The sequence below is a fragment of the Nostoc sp. DedQUE05 genome (genome assembly GCF_034530955.1).
Classification (GTDB): Bacteria; Cyanobacteriota; Cyanobacteriia; order Cyanobacteriales; family Nostocaceae; genus Nostoc.
Genome location: NZ_JAVRCB010000009.1, coordinates 101,901 through 125,751, shown reverse-complemented (window position 1 = coordinate 125,751; position 23,851 = coordinate 101,901). Strand labels below are relative to the sequence as shown.

20 protein-coding genes are annotated in these 23,851 nt (G+C 42.3%); 10 read left to right on the top strand and 10 right to left on the bottom strand.

Going from position 1 to position 23,851, the window contains the following annotated elements:
• Positions 1-71: 71 nt before the first annotated feature.
• Together RMZ42_RS08855 and RMZ42_RS08850 are read left to right on the top strand one after the other, a co-directional pair.
• Positions 72-626: a phosphate-starvation-inducible PsiE family protein gene (locus tag RMZ42_RS08855; protein WP_322671067.1), complete on the top strand. Its 555-nt coding sequence runs from the start codon at positions 72-74 to the stop codon at positions 624-626.
• A gap of 223 nt (positions 627-849) precedes the next feature.
• Positions 850-1,095 carry a hypothetical protein gene (locus tag RMZ42_RS08850; RefSeq protein WP_322671066.1) on the top strand — a complete coding sequence of 82 codons (246 nt, stop codon included), beginning with the start codon at positions 850-852 and terminating at the stop codon, positions 1,093-1,095.
• Between the two features lie 147 nt (positions 1,096-1,242).
• Here the strand turns inward: RMZ42_RS08850 and RMZ42_RS08845 are convergent, their stop codons facing one another.
• From RMZ42_RS08845 to trpS, 3 genes are all read right to left on the bottom strand, one after another.
• Positions 1,243-2,046 (bottom strand): Rpn family recombination-promoting nuclease/putative transposase, encoded by an 804-nt coding sequence (locus RMZ42_RS08845; protein ID WP_322671065.1) that lies wholly within the window; start codon positions 2,044-2,046, stop codon positions 1,243-1,245.
• Positions 2,047-2,172: 126 nt separating this feature from the next.
• Entirely contained in the window at positions 2,173-3,102 is a 930-nt protein-coding gene (locus tag RMZ42_RS08840) for a methylenetetrahydrofolate reductase (protein WP_322671064.1), read from the bottom strand.
• Positions 3,103-3,160: 58 nt separating this feature from the next.
• Positions 3,161-4,171 (bottom strand): tryptophan--tRNA ligase, encoded by a 1,011-nt coding sequence (gene trpS / locus RMZ42_RS08835; protein WP_322671063.1) that lies wholly within the window; start codon positions 4,169-4,171, stop codon positions 3,161-3,163.
• 349 nt (positions 4,172-4,520) lie between these two features.
• Here trpS and RMZ42_RS08830 point away from each other — a divergent pair, with 349 nt between their 5' ends.
• The 3 genes from RMZ42_RS08830 (at position 4,521) to RMZ42_RS08820 (ending at position 9,482) form a co-directional block, all read left to right on the top strand.
• On the top strand, positions 4,521-5,510 hold the full coding sequence (locus RMZ42_RS08830; protein WP_322671062.1) for an AraC family transcriptional regulator: 990 nt from the start codon (positions 4,521-4,523) through the stop codon (positions 5,508-5,510).
• Positions 5,511-5,663: 153 nt separating this feature from the next.
• Positions 5,664-8,282, top strand: a complete 2,619-nt coding sequence (locus RMZ42_RS08825) for a TonB-dependent siderophore receptor (RefSeq protein WP_322671061.1) — start codon at positions 5,664-5,666, stop codon at positions 8,280-8,282.
• A 54-nt stretch (positions 8,283-8,336) separates the two neighbouring features.
• Positions 8,337-9,482, top strand: coding sequence for a PepSY-associated TM helix domain-containing protein (locus tag RMZ42_RS08820; RefSeq protein ID WP_322671060.1), 1,146 nt, complete (start codon positions 8,337-8,339; stop codon positions 9,480-9,482).
• Positions 9,483-9,587: 105 nt separating this feature from the next.
• On the opposite strand, the gene RMZ42_RS08815 is transcribed toward RMZ42_RS08820, so the two are convergent.
• Positions 9,588-10,454, bottom strand: coding sequence for a calcium-binding protein (locus tag RMZ42_RS08815; RefSeq protein ID WP_322671059.1), 867 nt, complete (start codon positions 10,452-10,454; stop codon positions 9,588-9,590).
• Between the two features lie 192 nt (positions 10,455-10,646).
• The gene (locus RMZ42_RS08810; RefSeq protein WP_322671058.1) at positions 10,647-11,912 is read right to left on the bottom strand and encodes a glycosyltransferase family 4 protein; all 1,266 of its coding nucleotides are present in this window, start codon (positions 11,910-11,912) and stop codon (positions 10,647-10,649) included.
• A gap of 151 nt (positions 11,913-12,063) precedes the next feature.
• On the opposite strand from RMZ42_RS08810, the gene RMZ42_RS08805 reads away from it, so the two are divergent.
• Positions 12,064-12,789 carry a DUF429 domain-containing protein gene (locus RMZ42_RS08805; protein ID WP_322671057.1) on the top strand — a complete coding sequence of 242 codons (726 nt, stop codon included), beginning with the start codon at positions 12,064-12,066 and terminating at the stop codon, positions 12,787-12,789.
• Positions 12,790-12,909: 120 nt separating this feature from the next.
• Here RMZ42_RS08805 and RMZ42_RS08800 read toward each other — a convergent pair whose 3' ends face one another.
• The 3 genes from RMZ42_RS08800 to RMZ42_RS08790 form a co-directional block, all read right to left on the bottom strand.
• On the bottom strand, positions 12,910-13,440 hold the full coding sequence (locus RMZ42_RS08800; protein WP_322671056.1) for a hypothetical protein: 531 nt from the start codon (positions 13,438-13,440) through the stop codon (positions 12,910-12,912).
• A gap of 180 nt (positions 13,441-13,620) precedes the next feature.
• Positions 13,621-16,185 carry an alpha-glucan family phosphorylase gene (gene glgP / locus RMZ42_RS08795; protein WP_322671055.1) on the bottom strand — a complete coding sequence of 855 codons (2,565 nt, stop codon included), beginning with the start codon at positions 16,183-16,185 and terminating at the stop codon, positions 13,621-13,623.
• A gap of 622 nt (positions 16,186-16,807) precedes the next feature.
• Positions 16,808-17,131 (bottom strand): hypothetical protein, encoded by a 324-nt coding sequence (locus tag RMZ42_RS08790; RefSeq protein ID WP_322671054.1) that lies wholly within the window; start codon positions 17,129-17,131, stop codon positions 16,808-16,810.
• Between the two features lie 607 nt (positions 17,132-17,738).
• On the opposite strand from RMZ42_RS08790, the gene RMZ42_RS08785 reads away from it, so the two are divergent.
• From RMZ42_RS08785 to RMZ42_RS08770, 4 genes are all read left to right on the top strand, one after another.
• A complete protein-coding gene (locus tag RMZ42_RS08785) occupies positions 17,739-17,867 on the top strand; it encodes a hypothetical protein (RefSeq protein WP_256091202.1) in 129 nt (42 codons plus the stop codon).
• A gap of 657 nt (positions 17,868-18,524) precedes the next feature.
• Positions 18,525-19,226, top strand: coding sequence for an acyltransferase (locus RMZ42_RS08780; RefSeq protein ID WP_322671053.1), 702 nt, complete (start codon positions 18,525-18,527; stop codon positions 19,224-19,226).
• A 384-nt stretch (positions 19,227-19,610) separates the two neighbouring features.
• Complete coding sequence (locus tag RMZ42_RS08775) at positions 19,611-19,727, top strand: photosystem II reaction center protein I (RefSeq protein ID WP_041566417.1); 117 nt, start codon at positions 19,611-19,613, stop codon at positions 19,725-19,727.
• Positions 19,728-19,923: 196 nt separating this feature from the next.
• Positions 19,924-22,809: a DUF3769 domain-containing protein gene (locus tag RMZ42_RS08770; RefSeq protein ID WP_322671052.1), complete on the top strand. Its 2,886-nt coding sequence runs from the start codon at positions 19,924-19,926 to the stop codon at positions 22,807-22,809.
• 8 nt (positions 22,810-22,817) lie between these two features.
• Here the strand turns inward: RMZ42_RS08770 and RMZ42_RS08765 are convergent, their stop codons facing one another.
• Together RMZ42_RS08765 and RMZ42_RS08760 are read right to left on the bottom strand one after the other, a co-directional pair.
• Entirely contained in the window at positions 22,818-23,099 is a 282-nt protein-coding gene (locus tag RMZ42_RS08765; protein WP_322671051.1) for a hypothetical protein, read from the bottom strand.
• 209 nt (positions 23,100-23,308) lie between these two features.
• On the bottom strand, positions 23,309-23,830 hold the full coding sequence (locus RMZ42_RS08760; RefSeq protein ID WP_322671050.1) for an outer membrane beta-barrel protein: 522 nt from the start codon (positions 23,828-23,830) through the stop codon (positions 23,309-23,311).
• Positions 23,831-23,851 lie beyond the last annotated feature (21 nt).

The following is a 23,851-nucleotide window of genomic DNA, read 5'->3' as shown; positions in this document are numbered from 1 at the left end:
CTTAATATTGCATAAGATAAAACTATTGGGTTGACTCGCTGGTGTTGTCTGAACTAGTCCCGATTGGAAAAATGTACATGCAAAAGCGCCTGAAGAGTCGATTTTTATTTAGCGATCGCTGGCTCGATCGGCAATCAATTGTTCGCAACATGGAAGCCTTTCAAGACTTAATTGTGATTGTTTTGTGTTTGGGTTTGTTCGCCGTCATGCTAATCCAATTGTGGGGGATAGCGATCGCCCTCATGCAGCCACTAGACTATAAACATGTGACTGCAAAAATACTATTTGTGTTGATTTTAGTCGAGTTATTTCGACTATTAATGGTCTATTTGCAAGAACATAGTATCTCTGTAGGAGTGGCAGTTGAGGTAACAATAGTATCTTTACTGCGTGAGGTAGTCGTTCACGGAGCGCTGGAAATTTCTTGGGTTAATACGCTTGCAATTTGTGGTTTGTTATTTGTTTTGGGTGGACTACTCGTGGTGTGCGCTAAGACACCACACATGGATTGTATGAGCGCTAACACTAAGTTTTGTCCGGTTGTGTATAGGGGAGGTAGAGAACGACAAAACGACTTGGAATTACAGTATTCACGTCAATGTGATGAGAATCAACCCCTTGGATAAATTGTTATGAAAATGGGGAGTGGGAGAGATGCGATTAATCACGTCTGTACCGGGGAGTGGGTAAAAGTATTTTCCCACTCCCCACTCCTTTGTATGAGGCTGTATCAGGAAATTATTTTTGCAAGTTACTTCCGACGTATTGAAATATACTCTTTTTGGAAGATGAATCGCTCTTTAAGGGTGAATATAACGTTAATTAGAAATTCTAAAAGAGGTTCAAGCTATGACTACAAATACAGGTAACGGACAGTCTCAAACAGCGATTAGCGACTTGGAGTATGATTTTGTCACCGTTTTGCACAACAAGGCTGAAGCTGTTAAAGCTTACGATACCTACATCAAAGATGCAGAACAAGTAGGTTCTCAACCTTGTGTAGAGTTGTTCCAAAAATTGCGGCAATCTGATATTGAACACGCACAAGAGATTCGCCAACATCTACAACAAGTGCTGGAACACGGTAAGATGTAACCCAGGTTTTGAGTTCGTAGGTGTAAACCCGTCGTAGACATCGCTTCTGGTTTAGCTAAAACAAAAAGAGGCGATGTTTAAAACAGGCTATTGACCGTTACACTTGCTGATTAAATTAGAGGCAAGCACTGCCCAGTATAAGATAAACTAATTCTGGGCTGCTTGCTCTACTTGCGCCACCGTTAAATCGAGAGCCACCGCCACTTGTTCTACACTCAATCCCAATGCCAACAATCGGGGAATAGCTTCTAACTTAGCTTCCTGGCGACCTTCCTGGCGACCTTCTTCTAAGCCGTCTTCCTTGATTGATTGATACATCCGTGTTTTTTTGAATTCGTCGTCTATACCCAACATTTCTGCTAACTCCTCTCGGCTTAACTGGGTAAATTTGTATAACAGAATAGTCTCTATCAATTCTACAATTTGCTTGCTGGTAGATTCATCTGCCAGTTGTTGCCTTGCTTGTAAAATCAATTCTCTACCTTTGTCAAGGGCTGTCTCTTCTCTTTCAATAATTAATTTAACGATCGCAACTTGAAGTGAGTTCTCCCTCGTATCTAATTCATCTAGATAAATTCGTTGCACTTGTGAACTGTCTAGCAGCAGCTGATACGGTAGCCGATCGTTTGGATCTAAACTTCGTTGCGGATAGATGACAACTGCACGCCAAAAATTGACTGATTCGTTTTGACGCAAGTAAAGGAAGATTTCGGCAAAGAAGCGTCTATAAAAATTTGCGTCTAATTGAAACTGAACTTCAACGAAGTAAAGTGGTTGGTTTGTAGTTTCACTTGTGGGGATGAATACCCCATCAATCCTGAAAGCAGTTTCTTTTAGCTCGACTGAAACAAATTGATATGCGTTGATATTGGCAGTTGTGTCGCCAATTATGGCAAAAAATATGCTAGGAAAAGCTTGAAATAAGCTATAAAATATTTTGTCAGTTTGCACCTAAATTTAGTCAAGGGAACATTGAATATTAAAAGTCTACCAAAAATAGTGTAACCGCGTCTGTTTCAACACAAAAAAAGCAGATAGAAATAACCATCTGCTTTAATAAAAGATTCATTGTCTAATTTACATAGATACCAATTGATTCACTGGAGCAATCCCAGCCAAATCTAAAATTGGCGCGATCGCATCTTCACGCTTCACCGCCATCATGTGAACTCCTTGACATAATTGCCGCGCTATCTGCACTTGCTCGGCGGCAATTTTTATGCCTTCCTCAAAAGGGTCTTTGGCTTTTGCCAATCTATCAATAATATGTTGGGGAATATTTACACCCGGAACACATCTATTAATAAACTGGGCATTTTTGGCTGATTTCAACAGAAATATTCCTGCCAAAATTGGTTTTTTATAACCAGCAGCAATCGTATCCATAAACTTTTCTAGCAGATCAAAATCGGTAATCAATTGACTTTGAAAAAACTGCGCTCCGGCTTCGATTTTGCGTTCAAATCGACTTTGTAAACCCGACCAACTTTTACATTGCGGGTCTACTGCTGCACCAACAAATAAATCTAAGGCTCCATCAGTCAAGGGTTTTTCATTACAATCAACGCCTTGATTCATCTTCCGAATCAGTTGCAGCAATCGCACAGCTTCCAAGTCAAACACTGCTTTGGCATCTGCATGATCGCCTGCTTTTACTGGGTCGCCAGTCAAAGCTAAAATGTTATTTATGCCTAAAGCATGAGCGCCCATCAAATCAGCTTGTAAACCGATACGATTGCGATCGCGGCAAGCAATTTGACAAATCGGCTCTATGCCATTCTGTGATAAAATCACCGATGCCATTAACGAAGACATCCTTAACACGGCGCGGCTACCATCAGTAACATTGACGGCATGAACTCTCCCCTTAAGAGTCGCCGCCATTTGAATCATGTGCGCTGGATCTCCCCCCTTCGGCGGTGCTACCTCGGCAGTAACTAGAAATTTACCTGCTTGTACAGCTCTGCGAAAGTCATTTAAACCTGTGGGGCTGTGGGTGTGATGCATAACATTAAGCTTTTCAATTTCTTAAATGGTATAACAAATCACACCTAAAGGTGAAAACTTATAGAGGAAGAGAATAGCCTAAAGCCGTTTTGACTTGTGATAAAGTTTGATTGGCGATCGCTCTAGCTTTTTCCCCTCCATCCCGCAACACAGATTCCAAATAGCTTTTGTCCGCCGTTATCGAGTGATATTTTTCTTGAATTGGTTTCAGAGACTCAATAATTGTGTCTGTCAACAATGGCTTGAATTGTCCCCAGCCCATATCTTGACACTCAACTGCCACATCTTCCTTTTTCTTTCCTGAAAGCAATGTATAGAGCGTTAACAAATTATTACACTCTGGACGCGCTGGATCGTCAAAAGTCAGCCCCCGAATCGGATCGGTTTTACAACGCTTAATTTTGTATTGAATCTGCTCTGGTGAATCTAGCAAACTGATTCGGCTTAACTCTGAAGGATCGGACTTCGACATTTTGCGTGTACCGTCCGCTAAACTCATCACCCTTGCCCCTTCTTTGCGAATCAAAGGGTCTGGTAACTTCAAAACTGGTTGTTCTGGTTTACCAAATTGGTGATTTAACCGAGCTGCAATATCCCGTGTCAATTCCAAGTGTTGCTTTTGGTCTTCACCCACTGGCACTTTATCGGCTTGGTAAAGCAAAATATCAGATGCCATCAGCACAGGGTAATCCAATAAGCCTGCACTCACATTTTCTCCTTGTTTAACAGCCTTTTCCTTAAACTGGATCATATCTTGCAGCCAGTTTAGAGGCGTAATGCAGTTGAGCAACCAAGTGAGTTCACTGTGGGCCGAAACGTGGGATTGAACAAAAATGGTGGAGTGATTTAAATCAAGACCACAAGCTAGATAAAGAGCAGCAAGAGTGTAGGTATCAGCTGCCAACTGTTTTGGGTCGTGTGGCACTGTAATCGCGTGTAAATCAGCCACAAAAAGGTAATTTTCGTATTCGCTCTGACCTTCTACCCAGTTGCGAATGGCTCCCAAATAGTTACCTAGATGGTAATTGCCGGTTGGTTGAACTCCAGAAAGAACACGTTGCTTGCCCATAAATTTCAACTTAGTTATCTCAAATCCACGCTAGTAAAGTGGCGGTGTGGTGACAATTTGCTTTTCTTCATCTACAAGAGGCTGCATCAACCCAAACTCGCCTACGCAAAACTCATTTAATTTTGACATTTTCCAGGTCAACTGGCCGTTGCAGAATTATAGATTTAGTAATGACAGCAGATTTGATCTGAATTTCAGTAGGACTAATGACAAAGAACAGCCGAACAGCCCTAGCCAATTAGCTTTAATTGTGCTGACCTACTTATACTCTTTTTAGATAATATTTTCAGTTGCTATCGCTTTGCCTCTTAATAGATACTATTCTCAATTGCTTGTTGAGAGTATTATCATGACTATTCGTTTAACCGAGACAGACTTTAATCAATTATGTGACGATGTACAGCTTAATCACTATCAGGGAAAAGTAAAATTTTCTACCTGGTTTGGTCAAGTGAGTAGTCACTGGACTATGCTGCGCGATCGCCTTGAGCTAGTAATTCAAGAAAGCGATTATTCGGAAGCAGTAGTTCTTGAGGGCGAACACGATGATTCGTCTTTTTTGACATCTAAATTTTTTCTGTCTGGTGGAATGAGAACCACTACGCCAAATGTGCCTGGAGTTAGGGACGATTATGAAGAAGTTGCAGGCTATAACTACTTATTTTATTTGCCTGAGATTCGGGAGTTTGAGCATTTTACGGCGAACCAACGCAAGCAGTGTATCAGTATTTATTGGTATCCTGATTTACTTTTTAGTTTTGAGGGTAGCTTCAAGGAATTACCAACTCTGCTCCAGCAGTTGATCGAAAATCCGACAAAAGAGCGTTTTCATCAGCCATTAGGAGCCATCACGCCGGCGATGCGATTGGTGCTGAAGCAAATATTGCAGTGTCCGTTCCGAGAAACACTCAGACAAATGTATTTAGAAGCAAAAGTTTTGGAACTACTGACGCTTCAAATTGCTCAGTGGAGAGAAAATAATCTTTTATTGGAGCGATCGCTATATTTTCGTCCCGATGAAATTGAACGTTTACATCATGCTAAAGCGATTCTCAATCAAAAGCTCCAGCATCCACCTTCTCTACTAAATCTAGCCAGACAAATCGGACTCAATGACTTTAAGCTGAAACGGGGATTTCGAGAAATTTTTGGCACTACGGTGTGTGGGTATGTGCAATCCTTACGGCTAGAGCAAGCACAACAGTTACTACTCGGCACTAATTTAACCATTGCAGAAATTGCTTCTCAAGTGGGATATGAAAGCATAAGTCATTTTGGCTACCTGTTTAAGCGACAATTTGGCGTAACCCCTAGAGATTATCGTCGCTGCAAAGGCTGATAGCAAAAGGTGAATCCCGATTGCGAGAAAAAAAATCCAGTTTCAGATATATGCGATCGCCTAAATTTCCGTATTCTCCTAAATAGAGTTAGATAATAATAATTCTCAAATAATCGGCTCGGTTTTTAGAAATACGGTTGAGTGTGTGGAGTTATGAAGCTGTCGCAATCTTGGTTCATTTGCTGTTTGATTATTGCTGTCGTTATACAACCAACTCAGGCAAAGGAAGTAACTCAAATTCATGGTGGACAAGAGCTAGACGGCTCTGCAAGAACAGTGAAAGAATGGCTGGCTCAGATAGAACAACAAAACCAAACGCCACAAACAGAAGTTGTGCAGGTGACGGGAGTTAAGGCAAATTCTACTAACAAGGGTGTAGAGGTGATTTTACAGACATCTAAAGGCGAACAGTTGCAGATCGCAAATCGCAGTGCTGGTAATAACTTCATTGCTGATATTCCCAATGCACAGCTGCGTTTACCTAGTGGTGAGGCTTTTACATTCCGCTCGGATAAACCAATTGCGGGTGTTACTGAAATAACTGTTACCAACTTTGATGCCAATACTATTCGAGTAACAGTGATGGGCAAAGCGAGTGTACCAGTTGTCGAGTTGTTTGACAGTCCAGACGAGGGTCTAATATTTTCTGTGGCTAATGCTGCAACTCCTGCGCTATCGCAGCAGCAACCTCAAACGCAACCAAGTCCTGCAAGTCAGCCAGAAACTCAGACACAGCCAACACCATCAGCAGAAGGTGATGAACCGATTGAACTAGTAGTGACGGGCGAACAGGATGGATATAACGTACCTGATGCCTCAACTGCGACTAGAACTGATACTCCTACGCGCGATATACCTCAGTCAATTCAAGTCATTCCTCAACAAGTCATCAAGGATCAGCAAATTACGCGGATTGGTGATGCAACACGTAATGTTAGTGGCGTAACTCAGCAAGGGGGCTATGCTGGGTCTACAGATAATTACAACATTCGGGGATTCACAACTTATAACAACTTGAGAAACGGTTTTGCTGTTCAAGACGACCTTGTGAATCCGACAAACATTGAGCGGATTGAAGTTCTCAAGGGGCCAGCTTCAGTGCTATACGGACAGTTTGAGCCGGGAGGTGTGGTGAATTATATTACCAAACAACCGCTCAGTGAGCCTTACTACTCTGCTGAATTTACAGCTGGGAATTTTAGCACTTATCGTCCCTCCATTGATATTTCTGGGCCGCTGAACTCAGACAGAACGTTGCTGTACCGCCTGAATGCTGCATACGAGAACTTTGGTAGTTTTATTGATTTTAATCATCAGGAAACATTTGCGATCGCACCAGCATTAACCTACAAAATTGGTGATGCGACAACATTGACACTGGAGTATGAATACCTGAAAGTCGATCGCACCTATTATGATGGTCTTCCGCCCGATCCAAATATTTTTAATGCTCCGATCAATCGTTTCTTAGGGGAGCCAGACGATTATTTCTCCAAAGAGACAAACTCTGTATTTCTTAACGTCAATCATCGCTTTAGTAAAAACATCCAGTTCCGCAGTGGCTTTTCCGTTACGGTTAATAATTCTGAAGAATCAGCGTTTCGCCCAAATAGCATCGTAGATGGTCTTACCGTGCTGCGAAGGTTTGCCGCTGGTCCTGCTTATTACCAAAACTATTCTCTGCAAAACGATTTAATCACTAATTTCAGCACGGGTTCCATCCAACATCAAGTTCTTGTGGGGTTGGAGTGGAATAAAAACATCCGTGGCTACGATTATCTGCGAAGTTCTGTTTCACTGACTCCCAGTATTGATTTATTCAATCCTGTGTATGGCGCTTCCCAGCCACCAGAGTTTGATGAAGCAGCAGAACGCGATCGTTTCGATCGCAATACCATCGCCGTTTATCTGCAAGATCAAGTAACATTGCTGCCAAATTTGAAGCTATTAGTAGGCGGCAGGTATGACTTTATTCACCGCAAAAATCGCGCGCAACTGCTGGATTCTTTGGGTAGAGATCCAATTGATGATGCCACTGTCGATCGGTTGTATAATGAAGCCTTTTCACCTCGCGTTGGCATTGTTTATCAGCCGATTAAACCAATTTCAATTTACGCCAGCTACAGCCGCTCGTTTAATCCCAGCGACTCGCGGACAGTAGATGGAACTCAACTACCACCGGAGCGCGGCACTCAATATGAAGTAGGAGTCAAAGCCGAACTGATTAAAGACAGGCTATCTGCGACCTTTGCCGCCTATGATATCACCAAAGAAAATGTTGCTACAACCGATCCCACTCCAGGTAACTCTGACTATTACATCCCTATAGGAGAGGTGAAAAGTCGCGGTTTAGAATTTGACCTTTCTGGACAGATTCTACCAGGCTGGAATCTGATTGCATCCTACTTTGTCAACGACGCATTTGTAAGTGTAGGTGACCAATATAATCCTGTAGGTGACACACTTGTAAATGCTCCCGGTGCTGGAGGTAGTCTCTGGACGACTTATGAAATTCAAGACGGTGGTATGAGAGGATTAGGATTTGGTGGAGGATTATTTTATACTGGCGATCGCGAAGCCACACTCCCCAACACGTTCAAAATACCTTCCTATGTACGTGCAGATGCCACGATTTTCTACAAACGCGATAACTGGAGGGTTGGGCTGAACTTTAAGAATCTTTTTGATACTCGCTATTACGATTCTCAAGGCTATTATCTGCTTCCTGGTGCGCCTTTAACAGTCCTGGGAACGTTTTCTGTACAGTTTTGATTCCTGCAATTTTTGAACTGATTAAGTCCTGTTTACTATCACACAGCTTCTACCATGAACTCTAAAAAAATACGCGATTTAGCATTTACTTTGCACCGCTATCTTGGTTTAACAGTAGGACTGGTACTAGTTATCGTTGGCTTGACAGGTAGCTTGTTGGTGTTCGAGCAAGATTTTGACCATTTTGCCATCGCTCAACAATATGGACACATTACGCCCCAAAAAGAGCAGTTATCCCCAGAGTCCGCGATCGATACAATTCAGGCTAGGTATGCTGCACGAACTGACTTGAAGCTTTTTCGGATTTATTTGCCAGATACCTCAGATACTCCCTATATAGGACAATTGGCATCAACTGATGGTCAAAGAACAGAGGTTTTTGTCAACCCTTATACAGGGAAAATTATGGGTCAACGTCTATGGGATCAAACCCTGATTGGGATAATGCTTAATTTGCACTATACCTTGATGGCAGGTCAAACCGGAATTATTATCGTTGGTATTACTGCCTTGCTAATGTGTATTCTTAGTATCACAGGTTTGGTTCTTTGGCCTGGTTGGCGCAGATTGATTGCAGGCTTCAAAATCAAGTTTGATGCTCATCCTAAACGTGCGAACTTTGACATTCACAAAGTGGCTGGCATTATCACTGTGGTTTTTTTATTGTTTACTGGCTTTACTGGCTTTTGCTGGAACTTCTACGATTTGACTGAGCCGATTATTTACGCTGTTACATTCACCTCGAAACTATCCGAACCAGTATCCAAACCAATTCCTGGTCAATCGACTTTAAAACTAACGCAACAACTCAAAATTGCTAATGCTGCTTTGCCAAATGCTGTTATCAAAAGCATTTACTTCCCCGAACGACCAGAAAATGCTTTACAAATTCGTATGAAACTGCCCCAGGAAAATATAGAGTATGGGAATAGTAATGTTTATCTCGATCAATACAGTGGTAAGGTTTTGCGTGTTGATAATGGTTTGAAGTTATCATTGGGCGATCGCGTCCTCAACTCCTTCGTTCCTCTCCACTATGGTACCTTTTGGGGGCTTCCATCCCGTATCCTTTATGTATTTGTCGGGGTTGCACCTTTAATTTTATTTATCACTGGCTTTGTGATGTGGCGGTATCGTTATCAAGCTAAAACTAAAAAACGCGATCGCTCAATAGAACTGTCAGATTTACGTCGCAATTAGGGATTTCCTTCCGTTGCTCTGAACCCTAAAGTTCCAGCCTAAAAAATCAAAGCCGTCTGTTGTCGCATTAATTTTGCTCACAAAAACCAAACTCTTAAATTTGATTTACCTCTTTGCTAAACTTACCTGTCCTCCAATTAACCCTAGAAATCCAGTTCCAAAGTGTTGAATATCCAAAAAGCTTGCTTGCTCCGGTGAGGTTTTGTAAATCCGAAATGTCTTCATAATTCCCAAGGTGGCAGCACTTTCTAGAGGCCCAACAAAACTAATATCCCGGTCAAGGAAATAAGTTTGATTAGCCCAGTGAGCCATCTGATTTGCATTCAAAAAATAGCAGCCTGCATGAGGATTGAGGGCACGACAAAAGGTAATTGGTGCATTCATAATTGTACCCTTGAGTTCTGGTTGCTCCTGCACATTTTGAAAAGGAGCAGTTACTCGCAAAGCCAAATCTCCATCAATGTAAGCTTTATGAACCAAACCGTAAGGGGAGATTTCATAACGATTTGGCTGGAGCAAATTTAAATCACCTGCTTGTTGAGTAAACCAATTTAATTTTATAAAAAACCAGGGATCGTGGATAATTAAGTCATCTTCTAAGAAGCAGTAATAATCATATTGACCGAGACAACTTTGCAGAACAGCTTGGCACTCAAAACCCAAAAGCAGAGGTTCTATATTAGTAGAATGATGCTTATATAAATGGGATGGTAAGGGAAGCTGGTTTAAAATATGATTATCTTGGGTTGTACAAATAACAATATCTAGTTCATGCGATTGCGGCTGGTTAGCAGGAAAAGCTATTCGTTGAGCAATGTTAATAATACTTTGAGATTTACCAAATAATTGGTGTAAGGCGGTAAGGCTATTAGTTAACGCCTGCAAGCGGGGTTGCGGGTCTTTGCGTTGGGAAGCATGACGACCCTCACCGCTAGGTTTGAAAAAATGGGCAATGGTAAAAATAATTCGCATTTTACATATCGCTTTTATATTTCTTTGTCATTTGTCATTTGTCATTTGTCATTAACCAATAAATAATAATTAATATAATTCTTACAAAATTAGTTATTTTAACACTTTTATTTGCACCTTTGCTTGAGGCAAAAATATTTATGCAAGAGGCTAATGACCAATGACCAATGACCAATGATTAACGATCAATGACTAATTTTTGCCAAATCCTTTAGAAACTGGGCGCTTTTTTAAACTATCAGAACTTTTACCAGCGAACATCCATTGCAAATGCTGTGGTAACAGTTTTGCCAAATCATAACGCTTGATGATTGTCTCTCGCGCCTTCGCACGAATTGCTTGCATCTCTTGGGGATTATTCAGGGCCTCTTCAACCCTATTAGCAATATTCTGAGGAGAAAAGAAATCTACCAACAGTCCATTCATCCCATCTTGTACGACTTCCAAAACTGGCGCAGTCTTAGACGCTACTAGTAAACATCCTGCTGCCATTACTTCTAACATTGACCAGGATAATACAAAAGGACGGGTTAAATAAACATGAGCAGAAGAAGCTTGCAAAACCTGAAGGTACTCATTGTAAGGTAGCCTATCTGTAAAGTGCAGCCTCGATAAATCCAAAGATGATTTTAATTTTTCTAGCATTAATTGTTTATAAGTCTGACCATCAGGGAGATTTTTACCATAAGCAACTCGATTTTCTCCGACAACTACCACGTGGCATTTAGGTCGTCGCTGCTGAAGTAGCGCTACCGTTTCCATAAACTGTGGAAAACCTCTATAAGGTTCCATTCCTCGTCCTACATAAGTTACCAACTCTTCGACATGAGAAAGATCCAGATTTATTCTTGGTAAAACTAACTTTGCACCTGGTTTGGGAACAAAATAATTGGTATCGACACCATCATGAATTACAGTGAGTTTGCTATGATATTCTTTGGGAAACTGCTGACGCTGCCAATTAGTTGGAGAAAGACCGCGATCGCAGCTATATAAATCCGTTAAAATCGGCGCATTTTTGACCCTGATGCGGCATTCATCATCAACATTCACCGGATCGTTGGGATCGAAATCTGCATCGGAACCGTGAGCGTGATAAAACCACTCGAAATAACACAATAATTCGGCTTTGGGGAAAACATCTTTCATAAATAAAGTTGGCCCCCAACCAGAATGACCATAAACTATATCTGGAAAGAAACCCTCGGATTTTAATTTTTCTGCTACGCGATAGACAGCTTGAGCGGTGAGAACAGCATTTTCCAGGTTGCGAACGTAGTGGTGAGTTTGAGGTGCAGCTTCACGAGAAGGAGTATAAATAGCTTTAAAAACGCCGGGTATTTCCCCTTCCCGACGATTTGTCCCAAAGACAACTTGGCAATTAGGATCTTTACCCAAAACCATCGCTAGGTTGCGAAATTGTGAGGGAAAATTGGGATGTAAAAATAAAACTTTCATTGGAATAATCTTGATTAAATTATTACCAGATAAAATAAATTAAGACAAGCTGCTTAAGATTATAAGATTATTTATCACAACTTTTAGCAAGTAAACTTAGATAAATGCTTCCCCAAAAATGCGAAAATAATCGCAAATTCGTGTTATAATCATGAAATTTATTGGCATTGATTTGGGCTGGAAATCTCAACCAAGTGGATTGTGCTGTTTAGAATGGATAGATGGACAACTGCAACTACTCGATCTAGACCGCAAAGATGCCATTGCAGACATCCTCACCTGGATCGATCGCAGCGTCCAACCAGATGAGCCAGCCATTATTGCCGTAGATGCACCTACCCTTATACCCAACGCTACCGGGAGTCGTCTCCCCGATAAACTCAGCCACAAATACTTTGGCAAATATCATGCGGGATGCTATCCAGCTAATCAAAACTTACCCTTCGCCGATCGCACCATCAACTTTGGCTTAGAATTAGAATCACGCGGCTTTGCCCACGCCCCCACGATAGAACCGCAAAAACTCAGCAGATATCAAATAGAAGTCTTCCCCCACCCAGCAATCGTTAACCTATTCAACTTAGAACGCATCCTCAAATACAAAAAAGGACGACTCAATGAGCGCCGTCTAGAACTAATTAAACTCCAAAATTATCTTCTTGATATTCTCCCCTCCTTCTCTCCTCCTCTGCGCCTGTGCGGTTTGTTTCTTCTTGAAATCCCCACCACAGGTGCAGCTCTCAAAGCAACCGAAGATAAACTAGATAGCTTAATTTGCGCCTATGTTGCTGCATACTGGTGGTATTGGGGAGAAAAACGTAATTTGGTATTAGGCGATCGCACTACTGGATACATTATCATCCCTCAAAGAATTTGAGCAAAGGCTTCGCGTATGCTGCTTTAAAGTCCTTGCTTCTGATTTAGATATTGCGATCGCGTCGCAATATCTTATCCCTAGTAAACTAGACTAATCAACCGGGGTATTGTAGATTTATAGTTAATTGTGTTTGGGAAAAAACGTTCCCTTAATTGCCTGGGTGATTTGCTCTAGGTCATTTTCATCCATCGGCAGTGGCGTCACTCCTTCCTCAGGTTCAAAAGAAATTTCTTGCCATTCACTGACGGGAATCTTTTGTTTCTCCAAGCTCTGTAGCTCATCTAGCGTAGCGAAGACCATCCAAACCGAAAAGTCTTCGATCCGCAGTAACACCTCAGTGTCATTGATTAACTCATAGCTCCATAGTTGCAAAGGATGATAGCAGCCATCTTTCTCAAATTTTCCGCGTTCTCGGATGAGCGCTCTTGCTGCTGACGTTAAAGTGCCTTCAACAACTATACAGCCCACCATTCCTGACCAAGGTTGTACAGACACTTCCTCAAGCGCTAAAAAATCTGGTCTGCTGCCACTTAACTCCTCTCCTCCTGGAAAGTACGTCCGAAACCTGTCAGCCTTTTTCAGGTAGAAGTCGAGGATGCCTTGCTGAATCTGTGGTGTGTTTTGGGTAACTAGAAAACTTGAGCGAGACATAAAAATAGCCTTTGAAACCCCTAAGATGACGTGAGTTCGACGGGTTGAAAAAAAAGCTGAGACTGGAATAATTCTAGCAGTAGTTATTTTTTGGGCGTGACTGCGTAGCATAATAAAAGGCGTTGCTAAACTTGAATCAGCAACGCCTAATCTTGAGTATTTAAGAACTACTCAGCACTCTTACTCTGCCCAAGCAATCAACCTTGGCTCATAAGGATTAGCCAGATTTTTATTTTTGGGCAATACACGCAAAGACAAACCTTGTAAACCAGAAGCGGTATAGATGATATTACCAGTGTAAATACTCAATTGCTGTCCATCTTCGCCTTGGTAATCCATCACCACTGGCACAGCGTTGACAATCTCACCATTGGCATCGATCGCACCTTGATATAACTCCACTTGCACATCATTATTCGTCAAAGTTGCCAAGTCAACCTTGGCTTTGACAGCAACGGTTTGGTTAACTTCAATGTCTGAAGCTGCCGATACGTCAACATCTTTGATTCTGATGTTGAACCAGTGTTCGCTGAGTTTTTCTTTCCAAGCGGCAAGTTCTTTCGCTGGAGCATAGTTATCAACAGTCAGGGTATGATAGCGATCGCTAGCTGGGAAATAAGCCCTAAGAGCATATTCTCCGACCATCCGCGCTGTATTAAAGAAGGGACAATTCAACCGAATTGCATCCTTCATTTTGGCAACCCACGGACGGGGCAAACCATCAGTATCCCGATGTTCATAAAATAACGGTACAACTTCCTTCTCTAACAATTCGTAGAGAGCATTTGCTTCTACTTCATCTTGGTAGTTAGGATCGTCATAATTTTCTCCATGTCCAATCGCCCAGCCTGTGCGGACGTAATCAGCTTCATCCCACCAGCCATCTAGCACACTTAAATTTGGCAAGCCATTCATTGCCGCTTTCATGCCACTAGTACCAGAGGCTTCCCGTGGACGACGCGGTGTATTTAACCAAATATCGCAACCCGCAACCATCAACCGGGAGATGTGAATGTCGTAATTGGGAACAAACACTACCTGTTTTTCTAAATGCTGTTCGCGGATAAAGTGATTGATCTCGCGGATCAGTTCTTTACCGGGGATATCTTTAGGATGTGCCTTACCAGCAATCACGAATTGCACTTTCCGGTCTTTATTAGCCAGCAGAAGCCGCTTAATCCGATCCAGATCGCGCATCCAGAGGGTGGCGCGTTTGTAGGTGGCAAAGCGACGAGCAAAACCAATGGTGAAAGCGTAAGGATCTAAAACTTCTTGTGCCTGGGAAATTTCAGAGGCAGAAGCGCCGCGATCGGTCAAATGTTTCACCAAATGATCCCGCACATACAAAATCATATCTAAACGGCAGCGTTCGTGATTGCGCCACAATTCCTCATCGGGTATGGCGTCCATCCGATCCCACAATGGGCTATCTGGTGGTGCTGATGACCAATTTGGGCCGAGGTAGCGATCGTACAATTCTTGAGTCGATTTCGCCACACAACTCCGAGCATGGACACCGTTGGTAATTGCAGCGATCGGCACTTCCTCCACTGGCACTTTCTGCCACAAGCCCTGGAACATTTGCCGCGACACCACACCGTGGAGTTGGGCGACACCGTTAGAAAATGTTGCCATTTTCAGCGCCAGCACCGCCATACTGAAAGGCCCGGATAAATCGCCTGTATTCTCGCGCCCCAGTCCTAAAAATTGCTCTTTGGGCAACCCAAATATCTCTGCATAATACCCCAGGTAGTACAACATTTTTTCGGGAGCAAACAAGTCAATCCCTGCTGGTACTGGCGTGTGGGTAGTAAAGATATTACTGGAAGCCACCACCTGTTTAGCTTGGGCATAATTCAGTCCCTCTTCCTGAATCAGCAAGCGGATGCGTTCTAGGGCAGAGAAGGCGGCGTGGCCTTCATTCATGTGGTAAGCGGTGACTTTCAACCCTAAAGCTTTGAGCATTTGCACACCACCGATCCCCAGCATAATTTCCTGGTGGATACGCATATCGATGTCGCCACCGTACAGCTGATCTGTGATGTCATGGTCGTAAGTGTTGTTGGGTTCAATGTTGGTGTCCATCAAATACAACGGAACCGTTCCCACCTGTACGCGCCAAACTCTGGCATACACCTTGCGTCCTGGATAATCTACCGCAATCCGCAGTTCAGAACCATCGGCATTGCGCTCTAAATGCAAGGGCATATTATAGAAATCGTTGAGCAGATAGCGTTCTTGCTGCCAGCCATCAGCATTGAGATACTGGGCAAAGTAGCCTTGCTGATACAGCAAACCTACACCTACAAGCGGTAGCCCCAAGTCACTGGCAGATTTGAGGTGATCCCCTGCCAGAACGCCCAAGCCTCCAGAATAGACGGGCAAACAATCTACAAGTCCAAATTCCGCCGAAAAATAGGCATAGCATTCTTTCGGTTTCTGTTCCCGTTGTTTCTGATACCAAGTGCGCTCTTGCAAATAATCGTCTAACTGACGGTCAGCTCGATCCATTTGCGCTAAAAAGCCTTCATCTTCGACAACTTCCAGAAGCCGCGATTGAGAGATAGTACCCAGCATTAACACTGGGTTGTGATGGCTAGACTCCCACAGGTCAGAGTCTAAGCGACGGAATAAATCTTTAGTATCAACGTTCCAATCCCAGTGCAAGTTATATGCTAGCCGCCGCAGTGGTTCGAGTCGCGGCGGTAGTGAAGGGGATACGTTAAATGTGCGAATTGGCTGCATAGGTTGGCAAAACTCCAAGTTTAGCTATGGTTATTGTTTACTCTCTTTACCAATGTTGCCAATTCTTTATACTGTAGTTTGTGAAAAAGCGATGACTTTGTTAAGCATTGAGAATTATTTTTAACCTCGTTGCTAAAGTTTACACCAAGGTGTTTCTAATTCTGTGCCTTACTCTGAGCCATATACTTGGTATATTAAGATTTAATCATTTACTGGTATGTATCACTTAAAAAAATTTACTTTTGAATAAATAATTTATATTTATTTTAGTATTGCTTCCGGGGATCAATCGAGAGTCTGGGCTGAAGGTAAAAATTCCCCATAGCTGTGTCCAGTGAAGTTAAATTTTTTAATTATTTTTTCATAAAACCGCGCTGTCAAAGAAGGCAATCCCGATGAAAGAAGTTTCAAAAGCCTTGCAGGAAAATCTTCTCAAGATTGGGATTTTTACTTAGCACTCTCAAGCCAGAAGACAGAAGGGAAACCCTATAAATGATCGGATGAAACCCTTACCAAGCAGTTAATCAAGAAAAGCGATGCCTGGGGCGGGCTACACCTATTTTAACTACTTGGTATTAAATATTTCCACTAAAGCAGCAAAATAACTTATAAAGGTGTTATTTTATGCACCTAATGAAGGCTGATCTTTAGTATTTTTTGTCATTGTCAAAGCTACAGCTGCTGCATAAGCGAGTTCTGCTGCCATTTGATAAGCAAGTTTGATACTTGATGAAGTGTCCTTGGCTTTAGGAGATGGGGAAGCTTTTTTTCGGCGCGACTCAAGTTTTACATCACCTGCTGCGATCGCTCGCTGTAAAATGATCCAGGCATCTAGGTCTTCTGAGTCATAATTACCTTGAAGCTGCGATCGCAGTTGATCTTCGGCTACAACACTCAAAGAGCCGATAGTTAGAGCTTCTTGTACAATTTCTTTAATTAAAGCCATAATTTGAACCAAGTGTGTGAGTTAAAATCGATACCTCAATTTGGGAAGTTAGATGTTTTTTTGCAGATTTATCCTCGAAAATAAGCTACTTTTAGCTTTCTTCTAATAAAATTTATAATGAGTAGTACCAAGCACGCATCACCCGCTTGGCTCACCCGAATGGGTGATTTATAAATTTTTAGATACAAGTAATAGCGAAGAGAAAAATTTTCAGCTACTTTGGCTTTTTAACGAAGAGGGTGTCACAAGTATAGTAAATGTCATTCTGAGTTTAACGCCCAATTATAAAATAGTAACGATAACAATATAGACCAAAATGCCAATAACTACTTACAGCATTTTTAAATCTCCCTCCTTAATGGATGCTATCTAAGTGTATAAAAATATTTTAGAGTAGCATAGGCTTTGCCTGCCGGAGAAATCGCCCTAGTAAAAAAGTTAACTTATTTCCAGTATTATCATCAACAATCAATCTGGAAATCAACTTATTTAATAAGAGTGTTCCACTAAAAATAAAATGTGCTATTGTTAAAAACAATTGTTCTTAAAAACCATTCATGTCATTACAAACGTGAATTGGCTAGTCTGTAAATCATCCGTGTGCAACATGATTGGAGCAGCATACTCTAGAAATTCGTTGCAAGAAAGCCGTCATAGTAGTCGGGGAAGCGCTTACTTGTTTGCACCGATGGTTAACTTCAATGTGATGGCTGATGTGGGAGATAATCCACCCTAATTGGATTTTATTTGGGCATCAATACCCAGAAAAATCCAACAATAATTACATTGTTATGCTAGGCAAAAATTTTATTTAAACTTTGAATATAGTCTAGTTAAATGTATTTTTTGTTGCAAAATAGTTTGTGAAACTGAATTGTTTCAAAAAACTAAAACCGCTTGAGAGTAAATAGCCTCAAGACAAACAACACTATCCCTATTTGCTTTAGGAGTGCTGTTAGCGGTAGCAAGCTTTTCAAATTTGCCAGAGAACCAAAACAGTAGTCTATCTAAACCAGCAAATTTTCCATCAGACAATTTAGAGTCTAAGTTTTGACACAGCAATGCACTGAAATTGTTTTGTTAATTGATTTTGTGAAACATAAGCCAAAATTTTACGTGCATATAGTACAAAATCTGCTAGCGACTTAATGCAATTGTGCATATTACTTGAGTAATTTTACATATCTAACCTCAAGAATTGTTCGCATAGTCAAAGCCAGACTTTGGTTTTTCAATGTAAAACCATCTAAAAATCTTGGGAAATTTTGGTGATATTGCTACTTAGCTCATGTATTAATACATACATAGTCTATTGGTATTGGTAGAAGATTAGAATACAGTCAAAACAACTTTAAACACTGTCAACAACAATTGATTAACGAGATATGTAGCCATGCAGAACGAGCAATATTTTTCCAAATTGCAGCGCGTGCAAGAACTTTTAGTAACTACAGTATTAGGAGATATTCCAACACTTCTTCTCGGCCCAAAGTTGCGTAATTTAGGATATCGTAGTATTTTTGGCCAGATAGACAGCCCAGTATATATTCAAAATGGTGTTGAATTTAACGGTACTTCTTGTATTGAGATCGGCACAGGAGTCTATATTTTCAAGGGTGTGCGGATGGATGCGAGAGGACATAAAAATAATAAAATTCATCTAGGAAATAGAGTTGCGATTGAACGTAACGTTGATATCGGGTCTTTAGAAGATACGTATATACATATTGATGAAGACACCTTCATTGCTCCTAATGTATGTATTGAGGGGCCAGGAGACATTAAAATTGGTAAACACTGCATGATTGCTGCCCATTCAGGGATATATGCCAATAATCATAATTTTGCCGATCCGATGGAGCTGATTAAATACCAAGGTGTTACTCGCAAGGGAATTGTGATTGAAGATGATTGTTGGCTAGGACATGGAGTAACAGTATTAGATGGCGTTACTATCGGCAAAGGCAGTGTTATTGGTGCAGGAGCAGTTGTTAATAAAGATATTCCTGCTTTTTCCGTTGCTGTCGGCACACCTGCACGAGTAATCAAAAACCGAATTGGCAAAGATATAGCAAAGCTTCAAGTTGAGAAATAGGGCATGGGGTATAAGAGGCAGAGGGGCAGGGGGGCAGGGGAGAAATAATAACTCCTAACTCAGCACTCCTAACTCAGCACTGCTGAAAGGCATGGGGAATAGTAACTATCCCCTGTAACCTGTTGCCTTTTTTGGGAAACCTTTGCCATCAGTCAACGTCACAAGGGTAAACGCCTCTGAGTTATCTTTCTTAAGGGCATCTACAAGTCAGACAACTGACATCTTGTACATTATCAATAACCGTAGGGTAGACATTCCTAGTCTTGAGTCCCCAGAGTCCTCTAAAAAAGGGACGAGATTTGGGTAATATAAAGTAGCTATCTTTTCTGCATTGCAGATACTGAAAGAAAAGCTTTCTTTGTTTTACCCGTTGGAGATATTTCTATGCTGACTTTAAAAATCGCTGTTTATATTGTTGTTGCCTTCTTCGTAACTATCTTCATCTTTGGATTTTTGTCGAACGATCCAGCTCGTAACCCCGGCCGTCGGGACTTAGAGTAAAAGGGCGATAAATTATCCGCGACTTTGGAAGGCGGAAAATACTAAACGCCACGGAAACTTACTAAGCGAAAATTTAGTAAGTTTCTTTCTCCAAGTAGCTTGCTGTAGGTAGCAGAAGGCGACAGTCGGAAGGCAAAATGTATGTTTATCCTTCCCTTTGTCATTTGGCTGTTTGTTAGCCCGATTTTGCTCACTTATGCTTCATCCAGTTCTGCCACCTAATCCGCCTCCTATCGTTGAATCTTTACAACCTGTAAATCCCGCCTCGTCTGCTAGTCATACAAAGTTTCTTTCAGGTGTAGATACTGGAACACACGAAAAGACAGACAAATCCAAGCAGCCCAAGAATTTGGCTCAGTTGGCAATTTCGGGTAACACTAAGAGCGATCTTTTATTGTCAACTCCGATAAACTCAACTCAAGATCGCTTGGTAGTTGCTGAAACTTCTTCTGCACCTCATTCACCAGAAACCTTTCCACCAGAAAGTTCTCCACTCCCCGGTTCTGCAACTGCTGGGCTTTTGGGACAGCCGCTGGTTGTTGGTTATCCCACGCAAGAGGTTACAACCTCTAATCGCCAAGTTAAAAAAGACACAAAGACAAGTCCGAGCGTCGAACCCCGCCACTCGGAACTTCTGATGTCGGCACTGCGCAAACGGGAGATGCAAAGAAAAGTTGGAGCGGAGGCTTTAGACGAAGACGCAAAGGGTGAAGCTTCTCAAAAACTCGGTCAGCGATGTCTGACGACAAGCTGCTTTGCGTCTACGCTACCTCCAAACTCTAGTGGTGGAGCAAAACCAACCTTTTTGGACTCTTCTAGCTTTAGCTATAAAGTTTCTCCAAGCCCACTTGTCGCCCAATCTCCACGCCCTCTGCAAATTGCCCCAACTGTCACAAACAGCAATAAATTAGTTAAATCCAAGGCGGAAATTTTAGCTGAGAAGTTAACTCAACAAAAACAGCAACGCGATATTACTGCACAACAGTCTCTAAAAAAAGACAATATCTCTGTATCTGCTGCCGATCTTGCACCGAGTTCTCAATCAGTACAAAATCTTATAACATTTAAGTCTCGTAACCCGACAAACAAACTCTCAGCGCCGATCGCTGTAGAATTTAAGTCTCAAGTCCAGCAACAAAGCCAAGTACCAACGCCTACACCACAAGTAAATACCACTCAGCCACAAGCTCAACCATCTGGTACAACTGCGCCAGCTACCACACCGCCAGCCGGGCCAAGAACTGTAGAAGTCACTTCAGATCGGCAAGAGTATGACGAGAAACAGCGAATTATTACAGCTGTAGGTAATGTAGTTGTGCGATTTGATGGGGCAGTGGTGGATGCCGATCGCTTGCAAGTTAATTTGGACAACTTGATCGCTGCGGGTGAAGGCAACGTCACCTTAACCCGGGGCGATCAAATACTGCGCGGACAACGCTTCACCTATAACTTCGTTCAAGATCGTGGGGAACTGGAAAATGGTAGAGGAGAAATTTACGTACCCTCAGCCCAAACAGATTTTGCTTTTTCACCCACAGCTATAAGTGCTGGTGGAGTTTCAAGACTTCCGCCTAGCGATCGCATTCGAGCCGATCAGCCCCTTTCCGGTGTGAGTAGCCCTGGAGGAATTAATGTGACATTTGGTGGTCAGTCAGATGCTAGCAACATCCCGCGATCGAAAACAGGGGGTGTAGTCAATCGGCTCAGGTTTGAAGCTGAACAAATTGATTTTTATCCGCAAGGCTGGCAAGCAAGCAATGTCCGCATCACCAACGATCCTTTTTCGCCCCCGGAATTAGAATTACGCGCAGATAAAGTAACTTTGACGCGAGAATCACCTTTGGTAGACCGCATCAGGACACAGCGACAGCGTTTGGTATTGGATCAAACAGTCTCCTTACCAATTCCTTTGAATGAGCGTACTATTGACCGCCGAGAGCGGGACGCTTCACCTGCAATAGTCTCCCCCGGCTACGATGGAGAAGATCGGGGTGGTTTATATATTGAGCGTGGCTTTCCACTAATCGATACAGAGCAGACACGCTGGACAATTACGCCCCAGTTATTATTACAGAGAGGTGTGCAAGAAGGCGTGGGTGACTTAGGCTCACTGTTTGCTGTGAAAACCAAGATAAATTCTGTTTTGAGTCCACGGACGATAATTCAGGGAAATGGGGAATTAACTAGTTTTAATTTGAATGACGTGGAAGATAATTTGCGGGTGAATTTAGGATTGCGTCAGATATTAGGCACTTCTCTTCCCCACACATTGAATGTGCAATATAACTACCGCAATCGTCTCTACAACGGTACTTTGGGTTTTCAAACTGTCCAGAGCAGTTTTGGCGGCATTATTACCTCTCCGGTGATTCCTTTAGGAAAAAGTGGTATCAACCTCAACTACCAGGCAAGTGCCCAGTATATTGATGCCAACACCGATCGCCTAGACTTGCTAGAACCAGTGCGGGAAAACAATCGCATTTCGCTTGGTCGTTTACAAGGCAGTGCGACTCTCAGTAGAGGGCTGTTGCTGTGGCAGGGAAAACCATTACCACCCACTGCCAGTGAGGGGTTACGATACACCGCTACTCCTGTAGTTCCTTACTTGCTAGCGATCGCTAGCCTCACAGGCACTACCAGCTATTACACCAATGGTGATAACCAAAGTACTCTAACTAGTACAATTGGCTTACAAGGGCAAATTGGCCATTTTTCCCGACCTTTTTTCGACTATACCGCCTTTAATATCAGTTACTCTCAAGGCTTAAATAGCGGATTATCACCCTTTTTGTTTGACCGCTCCGTTGATAACAAAGTATTGACTGCTGGAATATCACAGCAAATCTACGGCCCTTTTCGCTTAGGCTTTCAAACATCTGTTAACTTGGATACTGGTAAGGAAACTAGCACCGACTACATTTTGGAATATAGCCGTCGCACCTATGGCATCACCTTACGTTACAATCCGGTGTTGGAGTTAGGCGGCATCAGCTTCCGAATTAGTGACTTTAACTGGGGTGGCGGCACCGATCCATTTTCGCAAGTTAAGCCAGTAGTAAACGGCGTACAACAGGATTATTAGTCTAAGGACTAGGGACGACTCGACAGGCGATCGATCTCACAATTAGTTAATGCCGAGCCAGGTATTCTCAAGCTGGCATAGTCGCCGCTTAGTTGAACGCGTGATGGTGGTTGATGTAGGGTTACACAACATCTGTGAACTGCGGCTTGGTATTCTCGCCATTGCCTACGGATTGCAATACTTGCAGCATTGTTACCTAAGTCGGAAAATCTTAGCCCCGCTCGCATCAGCCAAGATTCTACGTCAGTTGTTTCACCAACTATTTCTGGAGTGGGATTAATCTTTTTCATGAGTAATATCTTATACGTGTATTCTCAATTACTCATTTCACTTTAAAAGAAAGTATCAATACTAGCCAATATCATTTTTTATCAAAATCATCAATAAAAATTATTCATACCTGAATAGAATACTCAGGTATGAAAGAATGAATTACTATTACGGCTGGTAAACAGCATTGCTTTAGCTTGTGAATAGGCCGTTTTCTAGCTCGTAATTACTAGAAGCGATAGCCTAATCCGGCTTGGAAGCTGACAGCATCAGCATCACTATTTCTGTAAGCGTCAATACCCCATTTAGTATCGCCGTAGGCAATGACATTTTTGCTAACTTCTGATTCAATCCCAAGGGTGACTACAGGTGAATTCCGATTGCCCAATGGAGTTTTTTGACCTTCGTCAGTTACAAAGGAATAACCACCACCGAAGTAAACGTTAGTATTTTTGGCGATGGGCGCATCATAAGTCACTATGGGCATAATTGCAGCAGCATCACCACCATACAACACAGAACCCCGCAGTGAAACAGGTGCATTCGGTACGGCGTATCGTCCTTGAATATTACCACCAATTTGTGCTTCATCGTTTCCTTGTCCGCCACTGGTTGCACCAACAGCAACACCAGCACCGATGTAATTACCGTTAGTACCGTTAGTAACTGCTGTTTGAGCAGATGCAATCCCGGCTGAGAGGACAATGGAAGCAGCAGCAAAGAAAGAGGCAGCTAATTTTGTCAGTTTCATAAAGTTATTCTCACTAGAGTT